The organism is Pantoea dispersa, from assembly GCF_014155765.1.
Lineage (GTDB): Bacteria > Pseudomonadota > Gammaproteobacteria > Enterobacterales > Enterobacteriaceae > Pantoea > Pantoea dispersa.
In genome coordinates this window covers 1,206,071-1,221,883 of record NZ_SCKT01000001.1, presented here as the reverse complement: position 1 = coordinate 1,221,883, position 15,813 = coordinate 1,206,071, and the positions used below count along the sequence as shown (strand labels likewise).

Annotated in this window: 13 protein-coding genes; 5 read left to right on the top strand and 8 right to left on the bottom strand. The window is 53.8% G+C overall.

Annotated features, from left to right (window positions below):
- Positions 1-197 precede the first annotated feature (197 nt).
- Together exaC and adhP are read left to right on the top strand one after the other, a co-directional pair.
- Entirely contained in the window at positions 198-1,718 is a 1,521-nt protein-coding gene (exaC, locus tag H7K56_RS05915) for an acetaldehyde dehydrogenase ExaC (protein WP_021507175.1), read from the top strand.
- 36 nt (positions 1,719-1,754) lie between these two features.
- Positions 1,755-2,789 (top strand): alcohol dehydrogenase AdhP, encoded by a 1,035-nt coding sequence (adhP, locus tag H7K56_RS05910; RefSeq protein WP_182688979.1) that lies wholly within the window; start codon positions 1,755-1,757, stop codon positions 2,787-2,789.
- A gap of 56 nt (positions 2,790-2,845) precedes the next feature.
- Here the strand turns inward: adhP and H7K56_RS05905 are convergent, their stop codons facing one another.
- From H7K56_RS05905 to H7K56_RS05870, 8 genes are all read right to left on the bottom strand, one after another.
- Positions 2,846-4,210, bottom strand: a complete 1,365-nt coding sequence (locus H7K56_RS05905; RefSeq protein WP_031279651.1) for an MFS transporter — start codon at positions 4,208-4,210, stop codon at positions 2,846-2,848.
- Positions 4,211-4,413: 203 nt separating this feature from the next.
- Positions 4,414-5,301 (bottom strand): heme o synthase, encoded by an 888-nt coding sequence (cyoE, locus tag H7K56_RS05900; RefSeq protein WP_021507178.1) that lies wholly within the window; start codon positions 5,299-5,301, stop codon positions 4,414-4,416.
- Between the two features lie 13 nt (positions 5,302-5,314).
- Positions 5,315-5,644, bottom strand: a complete 330-nt coding sequence (locus tag H7K56_RS05895) for a cytochrome o ubiquinol oxidase subunit IV (RefSeq protein WP_022549333.1) — start codon at positions 5,642-5,644, stop codon at positions 5,315-5,317.
- A complete protein-coding gene (locus H7K56_RS05890; RefSeq protein WP_021507179.1) occupies positions 5,644-6,258 on the bottom strand; it encodes a cytochrome o ubiquinol oxidase subunit III in 615 nt (204 codons plus the stop codon). The genes H7K56_RS05895 and H7K56_RS05890 overlap by 1 nt, the downstream gene beginning before the upstream one ends.
- Entirely contained in the window at positions 6,258-8,240 is a 1,983-nt protein-coding gene (cyoB, locus tag H7K56_RS05885) for a cytochrome o ubiquinol oxidase subunit I (RefSeq protein WP_021507180.1), read from the bottom strand. Before cyoB ends, H7K56_RS05890 begins: the two co-directional genes overlap by 1 nt.
- Positions 8,241-8,244: 4 nt before the next feature.
- Positions 8,245-9,168, bottom strand: a complete 924-nt coding sequence (gene cyoA, locus H7K56_RS05880) for a cytochrome o ubiquinol oxidase subunit II (RefSeq protein ID WP_031279652.1) — start codon at positions 9,166-9,168, stop codon at positions 8,245-8,247.
- 438 nt (positions 9,169-9,606) lie between these two features.
- The gene (ampG, locus tag H7K56_RS05875; protein ID WP_150361502.1) at positions 9,607-11,094 is read right to left on the bottom strand and encodes a muropeptide MFS transporter AmpG; all 1,488 of its coding nucleotides are present in this window, start codon (positions 11,092-11,094) and stop codon (positions 9,607-9,609) included.
- A gap of 55 nt (positions 11,095-11,149) precedes the next feature.
- The gene (locus H7K56_RS05870) at positions 11,150-11,728 is read right to left on the bottom strand and encodes a lipoprotein (protein WP_021507183.1); all 579 of its coding nucleotides are present in this window, start codon (positions 11,726-11,728) and stop codon (positions 11,150-11,152) included.
- Positions 11,729-11,993: 265 nt separating this feature from the next.
- On the opposite strand from H7K56_RS05870, the gene H7K56_RS05865 reads away from it, so the two are divergent.
- The 3 genes from H7K56_RS05865 (at position 11,994) to tig (ending at position 15,697) form a co-directional block, all read left to right on the top strand.
- Positions 11,994-13,094 (top strand): acyltransferase family protein, encoded by a 1,101-nt coding sequence (locus H7K56_RS05865; RefSeq protein ID WP_150361503.1) that lies wholly within the window; start codon positions 11,994-11,996, stop codon positions 13,092-13,094.
- A gap of 681 nt (positions 13,095-13,775) precedes the next feature.
- Complete coding sequence (bolA, locus tag H7K56_RS05860) at positions 13,776-14,090, top strand: transcriptional regulator BolA (protein WP_058757958.1); 315 nt, start codon at positions 13,776-13,778, stop codon at positions 14,088-14,090.
- Positions 14,091-14,392: 302 nt separating this feature from the next.
- A complete protein-coding gene (gene tig / locus H7K56_RS05855) occupies positions 14,393-15,697 on the top strand; it encodes a trigger factor (RefSeq protein WP_021507185.1) in 1,305 nt (434 codons plus the stop codon).
- The last annotated feature ends 116 nt before the right edge of the window (positions 15,698-15,813 follow it).

Here is a 15,813-nt window from a genome sequence, read left to right as displayed (position 1 = left end):
GATACGCAACACAGATACCGCGTTTGTCCTGGAGGACTGACAGGTTTGCTGGCGGGGCATGAATTTATTTGATTGATAAATAATGCATTTATCGCTTTTGCGCCTGATGAGAAAAAACTGGCACGCGCGCTGCAATACCGACACAGGCAGTTGCGCTGCCTGTTCAGACCCTCTGACCTGATAATAAGGAGTTTGCGATGCGTTATGCACATCCCGGCACGCCCGGCGCGCTGGTCTCTTTCCAGGCGACCTACGGCAACTATATCGCCGGCAACTTCACCGAGCCGCTGAGCGGCCAGTACTTTATGAACACCTCACCGGTAGACGGCAGCGATATCGCTCAGTTCCCGCGCTCCGACGCGCGCGACATCGATCTGGCGCTGGATGCCGCGCATCAGGCTGCGGATGCGTGGGGCAAAACCAGCGTACAGCAGCGCGCCAACCTGCTGCTGCAGGTAGCCGATCGCATGGAAGCCAGTCTTGAGAAGCTGGCGGTAGCGGAGAGCTGGGATAACGGTAAACCGATTCGCGAGACGCTCAACGCCGATCTGCCGCTGGCGGTCGACCATTTTCGCTACTTTGCCGGCTGCCTGCGCGCGCAGGAGGGCAGCACCGCTGAGATCGACGAAACCACGGTGGCCTATCACTTCCACGAGCCGCTCGGCGTGGTCGGACAGATCATCCCGTGGAATTTCCCGCTGCTCATGGCGGCGTGGAAGCTGGCACCGGCGCTGGCCGCCGGTAACTGCGTGGTGCTGAAACCGGCTGAGCAGACGCCGCTTGGTATTACGCTGCTGATGGAGCTGATTGGCGATCTGTTCCCACCGGGCGTGCTGAATGTGGTGCAGGGCTTTGGCCGCGAAGCCGGCGAAGCGCTGGCCACCAGCAAGCGCATCGCTAAAATTGCCTTTACCGGATCCACGCCGGTCGGGCGGCATATCATGGCCTGTGCGGCGGAGAACATCATTCCATGCACCGTCGAGCTGGGCGGCAAATCACCCAACATCTACTTCGCGGATGTGATGTCGGGCGAAGAGGCGTTCATCGAGAAAGCGGTCGAGGGGCTGGTGCTGGGCTTCTTTAATCAGGGCGAAGTCTGTACCTGTCCATCGCGCGCGTTGATTCATGAATCGATCTACCAGCCCTTTATGGAGCGGGTGCTGGCCAAGGTTGCCACCATTCGCCGTGGCGATCCGCTCGATACCGACACCATGATCGGTGCTCAGGCTTCGCGCCAGCAATTCGACAAAATCCTGTCCTATATCAACATCGCCCGTGAAGAAGGCGGTCAGATTCTGACAGGGGGCGAGCGTGCGCATATCGCCGCGGAGCTGGATAATGGATTCTACATCCAGCCCACCCTGATCAAGGGCAGCAACCAGATGCGCTGTTTCCAGGAGGAGATTTTTGGGCCAGTGATTGGCGTCACCACATTCCACGATGAGGCAGAGGCGCTCGCGATCGCCAATGAAACCCAGTTTGGCCTGGGCGCGGGCGTGTGGACGCGCGATACCAATCTGGCGTATCGCATGGGCCGCGGCATTAAAGCCGGTCGCGTCTGGACCAACTGCTATCACATCTATCCCGCCCATGCGGCATTCGGTGGCTACAAGCAGTCGGGCGTCGGGCGTGAAACCCACAAAATGGCGCTCAGCGCCTATCAGCAAACCAAAAATCTGCTGGTCAGCTATGGCACAGCGCCACTGGGGCTGTTCTGAGTCCGCATCCGTTCAAATGGAGAGTGAAAGATGAATATGCAAATCAAAACCACCATGAAAGCCGCGATTGTGAAGGCGTTTGGTGAACCACTGGTGATTGAGCAGGTGCCAGTGCCGTCCGTTGGGCCAGGACAGATTCTGGTGAAAATCGCCGCCACCGGCGTGTGCCACACCGACCTGCACGCCGCCGAAGGCGACTGGCCGATCAAGCCCAATCCGCCGTTTATTCCCGGCCATGAAGGCGTCGGGCAGGTGGTAGCCGTCGGCGAGGGCGTCAAACATCTCAAACTGGGCGATCGCGTCGGGGTACCGTGGCTCTACTCGGCGTGTGGCCACTGCGAGCACTGCCTCGACAGCTGGGAAACGCTGTGTCTGTCGCAGCAGAATGCCGGCTATTCGGTCAACGGCAGCTTTGCCGAGTACTGCCTGGCGGATGCCAACTACGTCGGCATCATTCCGGATAACGTTGAGTTTAATGAAGTGGCACCGATTCTGTGTGCCGGCGTGACGGTCTACAAAGGCCTGAAGATGACGGATACCAAACCGGGTGACTGGGTGGTGGTTTCCGGCATCGGCGGCCTGGGACACATGGCTATTCAGTATGCGGTGGCGATGGGGCTTAACGTGGCGGCGGTCGACATCGACGATGATAAGCTGGCGTTTGCCAAACGGCTCGGTGCCAGCGTGGTTGCCAATGCGAAGCAGGTCGATCCGGCGAAGGTGTTTCAGGAGAGCTTTGGTGGTGCGCACGGCGTGCTGGTGACGGCGGTCTCGCCAAAAGCGTTTGAACAGGCGATTGGCACGCTGCGTCGCGGCGGCACCATGGTGCTTAACGGCCTGCCGCCGGGGAAATTCGATCTCTCGATCTTCGACATGGTGCTGGATGGCATTACGGTGCGCGGCTCAATTGTCGGCACGCGTAAAGATCTGCAGGAGGCGCTGGATTTTGCCGGTCGCCATAAGGTGAAAGCGAATGTCGCGGTTGAGCCGCTGACTAACATCAACGATATCTTTGCGCGCATGCACGCCGGCAAAATTGAAGGGCGTATTGTGGTGGATATGTCGCTGTAGTGACGCTGAGCGGACCGCGTGGAGCCAGAGCATCGCGGTCCGCTGTGGCTAAGTCATTAACTGCTGGCGAGTAGCGCCTCCAGCTCCACGCGGCTCGTCACTTTGCTGTCAATTTTAATGTAGGCGCTTTTCTCTTCCGGCACGATAAACACTGACGCCACGCCGGGCTGCGCGCGCAGCCGCTTCTCCAGATTCGGTACTGCCAGCACCGCATCACTCAGCACCAGGCGCAGGCTGCTGACGTACGGCGGCTCCTGCATCGACATGGCGACAAACAGCCAGGCCGCAGCCACTATCGCGCCGACCAGAAACACCGTTTGCGCATCGAAGTGGCCGAAAATCCACCCGCCCAGGCTGCCACCAATCGCGACGCCAATAAACTGGCTGGTGGAATAAATCCCCATGGCCGTGCCTTTGTAGCCCGCCGGCGACTCTTTGCTGATCAGCGAGGGCAGAATCGCTTCCATCAGGTTAAAGGCGAGGAAAAACAGCTGCACGCCAATCACCAGCGTCCAGAAGTGGCCTGCGGCGCCCCACAGCACAATTTCCGCGATGATGATCAGCGCCACGCAACCGACAAACACCCGCTTCATGCGGCGCTTTACCTCGGCATAGATAATAAACGGCACCACGGCGACAAACGCCACCAGCATGGTCACCAGATACACTTTCCAGTGTTCAGCCGCCGGGAAGCCCGCCTGTTCAAACTGGCCCGGCAGCGCGACGAAGCTCGACATCAGTAAAATGTGCAGACAGAGAATGCCGATATTCAGCTTCAGCAATTTGGGATTGGCCAGCACTGCGCGAATGCTGCCTTTGACCATGCCGGATTCGCGGTTCAGCACGTGGCCCGGCGCATTGGGCACTACCAGCAGGGTGATCACGATACCCAGGCTGGCGAGCAGGGCAATCATCCAGAACAGCGCGTGCAGACCCAGCGCATGCGTGACAATCGGGCCGACCACCATGGCAATCGCAAAGGTAACGCCGAAGCTGATGCCGATAAACGCCATCGCTTTGGTGCGGTTCTGTTCACGGGTCAGGTCTGACAGCAGCGCCATCACCGCCGCGGCAATGGCACCGGAGCCCTGCAGCGCACGACCAAGGATAATGCCCCAGATGGAGGTGCTGGTGGCGGCAATAAGGCTACCAAGCACAAACAGCAGCAGGCCACCGACAATCAGCGGCTTGCGGCCGATACGGTCGGACAGCAGACCAAAGGGGATCTGAAACACGGCCTGCGCCAGACCATAAATACCAATTGCCAGACCGATCAACGTTTCGCTGGCGCCCTGTAAAGCCATACCGTAAGTGGTCAGTACCGGCAGGACCATAAACATTCCCAGCATGCGCAGGGAAAAAACTGTGCCTAAACCCCATGTTGCCCGAAGCTCAACTGGTGTCATTCTATTATCGTTCATTCCAACCTCTGTAAGTTTATGCCCCTGGGACTTCAGGTTGCAGCGGCACAGGTTGCGCGCCCTTATCTGCGACCCGGCTCACCGGGACATGCAGCGCTTATTTTAGGAAGCAGGGCAGGGCGGGTAAAACAATTGTTTTTAAGCAGTGGTAACAAAAAGAAAGGGCGCGAAATTCGCGCCCTTGTCCGGAGTAACGGTCTGACTTACCAGACGTAAGTCAGCAGGTCCTTAGAGGCCGGGGCCATAAAGTCCACCGACATCATCACGCTCAGCGCAGTGATGGCGACAATGGAGAACACGAACAGTTTACGCGCCCAAACTTTGTCGTTTGAGGTTTTGTAACCTGACAGTGCCATACCCAGCCACCACACGCTGACGGCGGCAGCCACCACCAGATATTTGTAGCCAGCATAACCGCCCAGCGACAGCATCAGCGTGGCAATCATGAACGCCAGGATGTACAGCGTAATATGATTTTTCGCCACGGAGATGCCTTTCACCACCGGCAGAACCGGAATATTGGCGGCCTGATAATCTTTGAAGCGGAAGATGGCAATCGCGTAGGAGTGCGGCATCTGCCACAGGCTAAAGATAGCCAGTAAGATTAACGCGCCGGCATCAAACTGGTTGGTCACCGCGCAGTAGCCAATCACTGGCGGCGCAGCGCCAGAGAGGCTGCCAATCAGCGTGCCATAGACCGAATGACGCTTCATGTAGAGGCTGTAAATGCCGACATAGACGACGAAGCCCATCACCGCCAGCCACATGGCCAGCGGGTTAGCGCCAAAATACAGCAACGCAAAGCCAGCAATACCCAATGCGGTTGCATAAACCAGGCTTACTTTCGCCGAGATCAGGCCTTTGACCAGAACACGGTTCCGCGTTCTCTCCATTTTGATGTCGATGTCGCGGTCAATCACATTGTTGAATACACAACCGGATGCGACCACCAGCGAAACGCCCACCAAAGCGACGAGAAACAGGGGGTAATCAATGCTGCCTTTTGAAGCCAGCAGGAATCCACCGATCACAGAAATTAAATTGCCGAAAATAATTCCTGGTTTTGTTACTTGCAGGTATTGCTTAATCATTACGCGTGACTCTTTAGTGGGCCATCATGTTGTAGTTGAGGTTCCACATAATCCACAGTGAGCCAATCACCACAATCAGGATAATGACTGCGGAGAAGACAATGGCCACCATGTTCCAGCCACCCTCGGATTTGCTGTCCAGATGCAGGAAGTAGACCAGGTGCACCAGCACCTGAACCACTGCACACACCAGAACCACACCCAGAATGGTGCCGTGAGAAGCACTGCCATCCATCACCATCCAGAACGGGATCGCCGTCAGGATGATCGAGAGGATGAAGCCGATCATGTAAGACTTCACGCTACCGTGAGATGCACCATGTTCGTTTACAGAATGACTCATTACATGGCCCCCATCAGATAGACAACGGTGAATACGCAGATCCACACCACATCCAGGAAGTGCCAGAACAGGCTCAGACACATGATACGGGTGCGGTTGGTGGCGCTCAGACCGCGTTTAGCGATCTGGAACATCAGCACGGCCATCCAGATCAGACCAGAGGTCACGTGCAGACCGTGCGTACCGACCAGAGTAAAGAAGCCAGACAGGAAGCCGCTGCGGTCAGGACCGAAACCTTCCTTGATCAGGTGATGGAATTCATAGATTTCCATCCCGATAAATCCGGCACCGAACAGGAAGGTCAACGCCAGCCAGCTGATGACCGAACCTTTGTTCTGGTTGTTCATCGCAATCACTGCCATACCATACGTGATGGAGCTCAGCAGCAGCAGCGCGGTTTCAACCAGCACAAACGGCAGTTCGAAGATATCTTTACCTGCCGGGCCACCGGCAGTGTTGTTAACCATGACCGCATAGGTCGCAAACAGGGTTGCGAAGATAATGCAGTCACTCATCAGGTAGATCCAGAAGCCAAAGACTTTATTGGCTCCCGCATCGTGATGCCCATGCTCCGCATGGGCGTCGTGGTGGTGTTTAACGGTTTCAGTTGACATTATTTCAGACCTGCTTTGCTGATGTCATCAAAGTGCTTCTTCTCGATCTGCTCGATTTCAGCAACCGGTACGTAGTAATCCACGTCTTCATCGAAGCTCTTCACAATCCAGGTCACGATGGTGCCAAGGAAAGTAAGACCTGCCAGCCACCAGATGTGCCAGATCAGGGCAAAACCGAAGACTGTCATGAAGGCAGCGATAACAATGGCCGCGCCGCTGTTTTTCGGCATATGAATTTCTTCATATTTTTCTGGCTGCTTGTACGCTTCGCCTTTCTCTTTCATTTCCCAGAACGCATCACGCTCGTGGATATGTGGGATCACAGCAAAGTTGTAGAACGGCGGAGGTGAAGAGGTTGCCCACTCCAGCGTACGGCCGCCCCACGGGTCACCGGTCAGATCGCGGTTCTGCTCACGGTCACGCACCGATACCCAGAACTGGATAAGCTGGCACAGGATACCGCAGGCGATCAGCGCCGCACCGCCTGCTGCAACCACCAGCAGAGAGTGGAACTGCGGATCGATGTCCTGGCTCAGACGACGGGTCATCCCCATGAAGCCCAGCGCGTACAGCGGCATAAAGGCAACGAAGAAGCCGATGATCCAGAACCAGAAAGCACGTTTGCCCCAGGTTTCATTCAGGGTGAAGCCGAAGGCTTTCGGGAACCAATAGGTCACGCCAGCCATACAACCGAACACCACACCACCGATGATAACGTTGTGGAAGTGTGCAATCAGGAACAGGCTGTTGTGCAGCACGAAGTCTGCGCCTGGCACCGCCAGCAGTACGCCGGTCATCCCACCAACGGAGAAGGTGACCAGGAAGCCGATGGTCCACAGCATCGCCGAGTTGAACTCGATACGACCCTGATACATGGTGAACAGCCAGTTAAAGATTTTCACCCCGGTCGGAATCGCGATGATCATCGTCATGATACCGAAGAAGGCGTTAACGTTCGCACCGGCACCCATGGTGAAGAAGTGGTGCAGCCAAACGATGAACGACAGAACGGTAATGGCGATGGTTGCCCACACCAGCGAGGTGTAACCAAACAGACGCTTTTTCGAGAAGGTGGCCGTGACTTCAGAGAAGACACCAAACACCGGCAGAACGAGGATGTACACCTCCGGGTGACCCCAGACCCAGATCAGGTTGACGTACATCATCATGTTACCGCCCATATCATTGGTAAAGAAATGGAAGTCGAGGTAACGATCAAGCGTCAACAGTGCCAGCGTCACGGTCAGAACCGGGAACGCAGCGATAATCAGGACGTTAGTACACAGTGCTGCCCAGGTGAATACCGGCATCTTGAACAGGTCCATGCCCGGTGCACGCATCTTCAGAATGGTCACGAAGAAGTTGATACCGGTCAGCGTGGTACCAATACCGGAGAGCTGGAGACTCCAGATCCAGTAATCGACCCCGACGCCAGGACTGTATTCTGCCCCCGAGAGCGGTGGATAAGCCAGCCAGCCGGTCTGTGCGAATTCGCCCACACCCAGTGACAGGTTAACCAGGATCACACCGATAGCGGTGAACCAGAAGCTCAGGTTGTTCAGGAACGGGAAGGCAACGTCACGGGCACCGATTTGCAGCGGAACCGCGATGTTCATCAGACCCACCACGAAAGGCATCGCCACGAAGAAGATCATGATCACGCCGTGAGCGGTGAAGATCTGGTCGTAGTGGTGCGGTGGCAATATGCCTGCTTCCCCGGCGGAAGCCATCACCTGTTGGGTACGCATCATTACCGCATCGGCAAAGCCGCGCAGCAGCATGACAAAGGCCATGATGATGTACATGATACCCAGTTTTTTGTGGTCGATGGAGGTTAACCATTCAGACCACAGATACTGCCATTTACCGAAATAGGTAATAGCAGCGATCAGCGCCAGACCACCAATGATGATACCGGCGACCGTAACCATGATAATGGGTTCATGGTAGGGCACTGCATCCAGTGTTAATTTTCCGAACATCGTATTATTCCTCGGCTCCCGCAGCTGCGGCGTGATTCATGTCCATGCCTTCGTGCGACATGTCCATTTTCCCGTGGCTCATCATGAACTTATCAATAACCTGCTTGAACAGTTCCGGATTCGCAGTTGAGAAATATTCCACCGGGTGATTTTCGCTTGGCGCAGCCAGTTTTTCGAAATCATCCATAGTGGTCAGCGTGTTAGGTGCCGCTTTAACTTTGGCAACCCACTGCTGGAATTCCGCATCGTCTTTGGTGGCAATGGCTTTGAACTTCATGCCAGAGAAACCGCGACCGCTGAAGTTAGCAGAGATACCGTCGAACGTACCTGGCTCGTTGGCGATCAGGTGCAGTTTGGTCTGCATACCCGCCATGGCGTAGATCTGGCTGCCGAGCGTAGGAATAAAGAAGGAGTTCATGACGGAGTTCGAGGTGATCTTGAAGTTCACCGGAGTATTTGCCGGGAAGGCAATCTGGTTGACGGTTGCAATACCCTGTTCCGGGTAGATGAACAGCCATTTCCAGTCCAGTGCCACTACGTCGATCTCAACCGGTTTCACGTCAGAGGCCAGTGGTTTGCTCGGCTCCAGCGCGTGGGTTGATTTCCAGGTCAGCACGCCGAGGAAGAGAATGATCAGGATCGGAATGGTCCAGACCACGGCTTCCACTTTGTTAGAGTGTGACCAGTTAGGGCTATACTTCGCGTTGGTATTGGTTGCCCGATATTTCCAGGCGAACACAACAGCCATTAAGACTGCCGGAATAACGACGATCATCATCAAGCCGAAAGCTGTCAGAATCAGTGAACGTTGCTCCAGTGCAATCTGTCCCTTGGGATTTAACAACGCACTATCGCAGCCGCTGAGTAATACAGCGCCTGCAATTAATGACAAAATCCCCAAACTTTTATTGTATTTCCTGAGTCTCATTTAACGACCTCAATGACAAAGGGCTCTATTGTCGTTTAAGTGTGCGCGCATTTTACGGGAAGGTTTATGCAGTGTAAACCAGCTTAAGGATGTGTCAGAAGGCTGTTGACACCTTTTGCTAAGGGTGTCACAGATGTTGCGCAGGGTGACAAATTATTAACTGCGACAAGCAGTTGGCGGCAATATAACAAAAACCAATGACATTAACCGCAGAGAAAACAGGGAAAGCATAAACCGGAGTTTTAATACTCATTTATTTAACAATTCTGCATCATTTTAGCGATGAAATTTCTACAAATTAATTGCTCACCGGATTTAAATATTACGCGGGTTTGTTAATTTAATGTTTCTATTTCGCGTTAAAAAAAATGCTATCGCTTAAAATTCGCCGGGGGCTATTTTTAAGCGATTTATCCCCGTCTGGCAAATAGCGCAGCGTTAATGTGCACGATTTGACGCTGTTTTTCTTAATGCCAGCCAGTCCAGCATCATGCCGAGCAGCACCGCCAGCAGCGCCAGCGCCATCCCTGCCTCAAACAGATGGGTTGGCAGCGTCGCGCTGTGCCAGATATCCGCCGCACGCAGTGCCAGCGTCAGCAGCCAGAGCGCCAGCAGCGTACAGCCCGCCGCGAACAGGCGTACCGTCCAGCGATAACCCTGTGGCCACAGGCTGCGCTTCATGAATTCACCGCTGTGCTGCATTGCCTGTAGCGTGCCGCGACACGCCCACAGCAGCAGCAGGCCTGGTACGGCGGCCACCACGGTAAAGGCATAAAATACCGGCCAGCCCCACAGTTCGACCAGCCAGCCAGCCGCCGGACCGACATACACGCGTCCAACCGCTGACAGCGCTGACAGCAGCGCGAACTGCGTGGCCGAGAACGATTTGTTGCACAGCGTCATCAGCAACGCCACAAAGGCGGCGGTGCCCATGCCACCGCACAGGTTTTCGATAAATACCGCGCTGGCCATGCTCCACAGATGCGGTGGCGTTACCGCCAGCAGCCAGTAAGCGAAATTAGATACCGCCTGCAGCACGCCGAAGATCATCAGCGCGCGGAACAGGCTCAGGCGCTGCATCAGCACGCCGCCGTACAGCGCACCGATAATGGTCGCCAGCAGGCCGAGCGTTTTATTCACCAGACCGACATCACCGGCGCTGAAGCCCACGCCGCGAATCAGGAAAGTGGTGGTGAGCGAAGCGGCGAACGCGTCACCCAGCTTGTAGAGAATAATTAAGGTGATCAGCAGCCAGGCGTTGTTGCGCTGAAAGAAATCCTTCAGCGGAAACGCGACGGCCTGACGCAGCGAGTGCGGCTCGCGCACTGGCGCCTCAGGTTCACGCGCCAGCAGCGTAGCGATCAGTCCGGGCACCATCAGCAGCGCCATCAGCCAGTAAGTGGCCTGCCAGCCGAGATAGCGATCCGCCAGCCACAGCGCCAGGCCGCCGGAAATCAGCATCGCCAGCCGGTAACCGAGCACGGTAATCGCCGCGCCGCTGCCGCGCTCTTCCGGCGGCAGCACATCGGTTTTCCACGCATCAAACACAATATCCTGCGAGGCTGAGCAGAACGCCACCAGCACCGCCAGCGCCGCCAGCAGGGTAAGGTCGCGTGACGGCTGCATAAAGCCCATCGCCACAATGCCGGCAATCAGCGCTAACTGCGTGACCAGCAGCCAGCCGCGCCGCCGGCCAAGAAAGGGCGGGGTATAGCGATCCATCATCGGCGACCACAGGAACTTAAACACATAAGCCTGACCGACGAGGGAGAAGAAACCAATGGTTTTCAGGTCGACATTCTCTACCGTCATCCACGCCTGGAGCGTACCGGCGGTCAGCGCCAGCGGCAGACCGGAAGCGAAACCGAGCAGCAGCAGGACCGCAGCGTTACGTTGGGTAAAAATACGCAGATAGTGAGATGTCATAGCCAGCCTGAAATGAAGCCCGGTCAGCGGGGACCGGGCAGGTTACTGCGGAAAATTAACGCGCGTTTTGCTTGATGAAGTTATTGACGCTGGTGTCCTGCGCCATATCGGCAATCACGTCGCTCAGGGTCGAGTTAACCGCGTTGGTGATCTTATCGTTAGTGGCGCTGAAGGCACCCTCTACGCTGTAAGTCTGACGGTAGTTTTTCACCTGCTTGTTGCCGTTTTTCGCGGTAGCGATAATAGAGATATCCGCTTTGGTAGTGATGCTGTAACGCACGTTGCCCTGCGTGACATCGGCGTACAGACCATTAACCACGATCTGCAGATCCACCGCGCCGTTCGGGCCAATCATGTAGCCGCGCGAGGTCATCTGCTTCTCCAGCACTTCCTGCAGCAGGAAACGCAGGTCGCGTGACGGGGTCAGGGTGATCAGCTGGCCGTCGCGGTTCACTTTGGCCAGCGCCTGATCGCTGCGCTGATCGGCACCGTTAACGCTGACGGTAACGCCCATCAGGCTCGGATCCTGCTGTGGCAGCTGGATTTTTGGCTGGATGTTCAGCGTGGTGTTATTGCTGGCGCAGCCGGCCAAAATAAAGGCAGCCAGCAGAGGGAATAACAGTTTTTTCAACATACTCATTCTCGTTAGCATATGGGTTGGTTTGCAAAACTGCGGCCATCATAGCATTGCGGCACGGCGAAAAAAGCCCCGCACCAGGGGAAATTGATTGTAAAGGATTTTTTCGGACAGCCGGACAAGGCATCCTCATCTCTTCTTGAAGTTGAGCCTTCGGGCTACTCTGAAGGTTTTTTACGTGTATTTGCCGTGTGAGATACGTAGATTTATGCCAAAAAAATGTTAGATTATTGTCACTTACAAACAAAAAAATAGTAATTACATGAATACTAATAGTAATTCTTTCAAAGGTGTGCAGGCGCTACGCGGACTTGCTGCGTTGAGTGTCATGCTTTTCCATTTCAGATGGAACATTAATGCAGTACAGCCGAACATGGGCGATAAGCTTTTGGGATGGGGGGCTGTGGGTGTAGACCTTTTCTTTTTGATAAGTGGCTTTGTGATTACGTTGAGTATATTGCGTATAGAAAAAAGTCTTGCAGGAACAGTTAGCTTCTTGAAAAAAAGAGCATTGCGAATTCTTCCTGCTTACTATTTTTGGCTGCTTATTACCTTTTTATTATGTGGTGCAATGAGTATCTTTCACTATGTCGAAAAAACAGAAAATTTAATAAGTGCTATTCTTTTTACACCAATATACCCCGATCATGCACCATTTTTTGTTGATGATAGCGGTAATTATGGTATTCGATGGACACTTAATTATGAGGTTTATTTTTACCTGGTTGTTGGTCTGGCCATTTCCTTTAGTAGGAGGTGGCTTGTTGCAGGTACATATTTTCTATTAACCCTAATTGTATTGCCAAAGCTTCTTACAGGCACTTTTACCCTTGATCCTTACGCATACAAAACCGGTTCGGCGTTGATCGGGTTGATTGTTAACCCTATGATTTTTCTCTTCATTACTGGGGCCATTATAGGGCTGGCTCTACCTTACTTACAGAGGCTACCATATCAACCAATGATCTTTCTTGCATGCGTTTCATTTTTTTTATGTGCTTACTATTTTGGTAAGGGTAAATTCATTGGTCATGGGTTAATAAGCTCTGGCTGGTTATTAACACTGTTGCTGTTATTCGTGGTTTTGTCTGAACAATTTTGGAGTAAATATATTCCTGTTGCTTTGATGCGGCTTGGGGATATTTCTTACTCTTTATATCTAATTCATACAATCCTAAACTTTGGGATGGCAGATCGTTTACAGCACTTAGGACTTCAGCCAGGGTGGGTAATGTTTGTTGTCTTCATTGCAATATCGGTATGTCTTGCTGTAATATCATGGCGGTTCATTGAATTGCCTTTTCAAAAAAGCAAGACCTCTAATAAGCAAACCAAGATGGAAAACAGCTCACTCTCAAACTAAGTGATAATATATTTGAACCGCTGATGTGTTAAACATCATCAACGCTGCGCTAATTTTGCACCTTATGACCATTCTGCTGTGCAGTCATAAGGTGTTCATCAATGTTACCATTCTTATTCTTAACCCAATGAACTGGTGCCGCTTGTATCCGGCGCTAGTGTCATTACTTGCGAGTCGGCAATGTCTCCGCCTGCGCCTGTAAAATGTTCTCGTAAAGTACGGTGACTACGGCGGCAGGGCAGCATGGCTCTTATTTTATTGCACTTCTCGGTATCCTGACGGCTTCCGGTACTTTTGATTAACGTGTCAAATCTGACTGTCGGGTTAACATTGTTGATACTGCTTTTTGCTGTATCCAGATCGGCTAGCTGTCTTCAGAACATTTAAAATCATCATTTTTATGAGTCAGCTTGGCGATGCGGGCCTAAGCGAACAGCAGTATGTTGAACAGCTTTAGCAACAAATATGGCCGCACCGTCAGAAAGTTAAGGCACCAGCCCGGCAGTTTTGAATGCTTAAATAGCAGGCTGCAGCCATGCCTAACCGATTGACCGGCAGCCTGAGCAGGCTAAGATGCGCAGCGCAGCAGGATTTATTTCCTGCCAGACTGCGGGAAAGGTAAAAAACCTACTAATATTTAAACAGATGGGGCACAGCGCTCGCCGTAGAGGAGTGTTAACAATGATTCGCGAACAAATAGAAGAAAAGCTGCGTAACGCTTTTGAGCCTGCACATCTCGAAGTGCATGACGAAAGCTATCGTCATAACGTGCCTGCCGGTTCTGAAAGTCACTTCAAAGTGGTGATCGTCAGCGACCTTTTCACCGGACAGCGCTTCCTGCAGCGTCACCGCGCCATTTATGGCGAGCTGGCGACCGAGCTGGCAGGCAGCGTCCATGCGCTGGCGCTGCATACCTACACGCGCAAAGAGTGGGATGGACTGCAGGATACCGTACTCGCCTCACCGAACTGTCGCGGTGCCGGTACGCTGGCCTGAGTTTTCCTCTCCAGCTTCCTCCAAAACGGCCTGCGGGCCGTTTTTTCTTCCCTCAATGATGCACAAACGCGATCTGCGGCGCAAAAAGCAGCAAAACCGTTAAAAAGTGGTGAGTTTGCAGCCTCGACTCATTCCGGGGATGCCGCTATAATGCGGCGTCTATTTTTCCGGAATGTCTTCGGGACGCTTCTGGTGACAGGGATTAGGTTCTGCCTGCAGAGGCCGTCCCGGTTGTTGGATACGGCGCATTAATTGTGTGGTGTCTGAAGTTGACCGAGCACGTGATTTTTTGAGGTAACAAGATGACAGTTTCAGTAGAAACCACTCAGGGTCTGGGCCGTCGCATTTCGATTACTGTTCCTAAGGACAGCATCGAAAGCGCAGTGAAGAAAGAACTGGTGGAAGTGGCTAAGAAAGTCCGTATCGACGGTTTCCGTAAAGGCAAAGTGCCGGCTACCATCATTAATCAGCGCTACGGTGCCTCTGTTCGTCAGGACGTCCTGAGCGAGCTGATGACGCGTAACTTCGTTGACGCCATCATCAAAGAGAAGATCAACCCAGCTGGCGCACCGAACTACGTGCCGGGTGAGTATAAAGAAGGTGAAGATTTCACCTACGCGGTTGAGTTCGAAGTGTATCCGGAAGTTGAGCTGAAAGGCCTGGATGCAATCGAAGTCGAAAAACCGGTGGTTGAAGTGACCGACGCTGACGTCGACACCATGCTGGAAACCCTGCAGAAGCAGCAGGCGACCTGGAAAGAGACCGATGCAGCGGCATCAGCAGAAGATCGCGCGACCATCGATTTCACCGGCTCTGTAGACGGCGAAGAGTTCGAAGGCGGCAAAGCGTCTGACTTCGTGCTGGCAATGGGTCAGGGTCGTATGATCCCAGGCTTCGAAGAAGGCATCACTGGCAAGAAAGCCGGCGACACCTTCACCATCGACGTGAAATTCCCGGATGACTACCACGCGGAAAACCTGAAAGGCAAAGATGCGAAGTTCGACATCGTGCTGAAGAAAGTGGAAACCCGCGAACTGCCGGAGCTGACCGCTGAATTCATCAAGCGTTTCGGCGTGGAGGATGGCTCCATCGAAGGCCTGCGCGCTGAAGTGCGTAAGAACATGGAGCGCGAGCTGAAAGGCGCTATCCGTAACCGCGTGAAGACGCAGGCGATTGACGGTCTGGTTAACGCGAACGAAATCGACGTGCCAGTGGCACTGATCGACAGCGAAATCGACGTTCTGCGTCGTCAGGCTGCACAGCGTTTCGGCGGCAACGAGAAGCAGGCGCTGGAACTGCCACGTGAACTGTTCGAAGAGCAGGCAAAACGTCGCGTTGTGGTCGGTCTGCTGCTGGGCGAAGTAATTCGCATCAACGAGCTGAAAGCCGATGAAGATCGCGTTAAAGCGCTGATCGAAGAGATGGCTTCTGCGTACGAAGATCCGCAGGAAGTGATCGAGTTCTACAGCAAAAACAGCGAGCTGATGAACAACATGCGCAACGTTGCGCTGGAAGAGCAGGCGGTTGAAGCGGTACTGGCGAAAGCCAAAGTGACTGACAAAGCCACTAACTTCCAGGAGCTGATGAACCAGACCTCTGCGGCCTGATTCGTGAGTTAACCCTGAGTGCTAAAGCCCGCGACCGCTGTGTCGCGGGCTTTTTCGTTTCTGGTGGAAACCAACCACATTTGTGCGCTATTTGACTAATTAATCGGCAAATTCTT

Coding starts and splice junctions, on each gene's coding strand:
- exaC (WP_021507175.1), top strand. CDS start 198: ATGCGTTATGCACATCCCGGCACGCCCGGCGCGCTGGTCTCTTTCCAG.
- adhP (WP_182688979.1), top strand. CDS start 1,755: ATGCAAATCAAAACCACCATGAAAGCCGCGATTGTGAAGGCGTTTGGT.
- H7K56_RS05905 (WP_031279651.1), bottom strand. CDS start 4,210: ATGAACGATAATAGAATGACACCAGTTGAGCTTCGGGCAACATGGGGT.
- cyoE (WP_021507178.1), bottom strand. CDS start 5,301: ATGATTAAGCAATACCTGCAAGTAACAAAACCAGGAATTATTTTCGGC.
- H7K56_RS05895 (WP_022549333.1), bottom strand. CDS start 5,644: ATGAGTCATTCTGTAAACGAACATGGTGCATCTCACGGTAGCGTGAAG.
- H7K56_RS05890 (WP_021507179.1), bottom strand. CDS start 6,258: ATGTCAACTGAAACCGTTAAACACCACCACGACGCCCATGCGGAGCAT.
- cyoB (WP_021507180.1), bottom strand. CDS start 8,240: ATGTTCGGAAAATTAACACTGGATGCAGTGCCCTACCATGAACCCATT.
- cyoA (WP_031279652.1), bottom strand. CDS start 9,168: ATGAGACTCAGGAAATACAATAAAAGTTTGGGGATTTTGTCATTAATT.
- ampG (WP_150361502.1), bottom strand. CDS start 11,094: ATGACATCTCACTATCTGCGTATTTTTACCCAACGTAACGCTGCGGTC.
- H7K56_RS05870 (WP_021507183.1), bottom strand. CDS start 11,728: ATGTTGAAAAAACTGTTATTCCCTCTGCTGGCTGCCTTTATTTTGGCC.
- H7K56_RS05865 (WP_150361503.1), top strand. CDS start 11,994: ATGAATACTAATAGTAATTCTTTCAAAGGTGTGCAGGCGCTACGCGGA.
- bolA (WP_058757958.1), top strand. CDS start 13,776: ATGATTCGCGAACAAATAGAAGAAAAGCTGCGTAACGCTTTTGAGCCT.
- tig (WP_021507185.1), top strand. CDS start 14,393: ATGACAGTTTCAGTAGAAACCACTCAGGGTCTGGGCCGTCGCATTTCG.